The 1,088-nt window shown below is 70.9% G+C and carries 1 protein-coding gene; it reads left to right on the forward strand.

The features are described from left to right. On the forward strand, positions 1–985 hold a 985-nt coding region (locus FNQ90_RS24300; protein WP_228471568.1), incomplete at its 5' end, for an NUDIX hydrolase. Positions 986–1,088: the final 103 nt, after the last annotated feature.

Consider the following 1,088-nt stretch of genomic DNA (forward strand, 5'->3'; position numbering starts at 1 on the left):
CCCCTACGGCGAAGGCGAGACGACGCTCATGTCCCCCAGCCCCTCCTCGATCCGCAAGACCGTCAAGGCCTACCTCAGCCGCCACCCGGGCGAGCGTGACGCCTTGGTCGGGCTGCTCGCCGCGCTGGACGGGCCCGTCGACGTAACCGCCCGCACGACGCTGCCCGGCCACATCACGTGCAGCGCCGTCATCGTCGACCGCCGACGCCGGGTCCTGCACATCCGACACCGGGCCACCAGCGACCTCGTGCTCACCCCCGGCGGCCACATCGAGCCCGAGGACCGCACGCTGCTCGCCGGAGCGCTGCGCGAGGTGACGGAGGAGGCCGGGATCCGGCCCGGTGCCTTGTGCCTGGCCCCGCAGACGCTCGGCTCACCGGTCGACATCGACGTCCACGACATCGACGCCAACCCCTCGAAGGGTGAACCGACCCACCGGCACTACGACTTCCGCTACGTGTTCTACCTCGCCGGCGAGGAGCCGCCGGCCATCACCCTGCAGAACGAGGAGGTGTCCGGCGCCCGGTGGCTGGCCCCGTCGGAGGTCACCTCGCCGACGCTGCGCGAGAAGCTCCTCCAGGCCCGGTTGGACGGGCAACCGGAGCCGGTGAACGCGTCCGCACTCATCCATGACGGGCAGGGCCGGTACCTGCTGCACCTACGTGACCACAAGCCCGGCATCTGGCAGCCGGGGGCGTTCGCCCTTCTCGGCGGCGGCCGCACACACGCCGATCCGAGCCTTGAGGCCACGTTGCTGCGGGAGCTGTCCGAGGAGGTGCCCGACCTCCGCCTGAAGGGCCTGGAGCCATACGCCGTGGATACGGCCACCAGCGTCGACGGTCTCAGCGTCCCGGTCCAGGTGTTCACGGGCCGATGGCGCGGCAACCCCGACCGGCTCCGGCTGCACGAGGGGGTGTTGCTGCAGTGGTTCACCCCTGACGTACTGGACCGGCTCCGTCTGAGAAAGTGTTGGGTAACCGGGTGATCACTCGTCTTTGAGGTCGTCGGCGAGGCGACGGGCCGCTTCGGTCTCGATGGGACCGCGGGGTTCGATCTCCTCGCCGGCGAGACGGGCGGCCATCAGCCGG

This window comes from Streptomyces alkaliphilus (genome assembly GCF_014141535.1).
Lineage (GTDB): Bacteria > Actinomycetota > Actinomycetes > Streptomycetales > Streptomycetaceae > Streptomyces > Streptomyces alkaliphilus.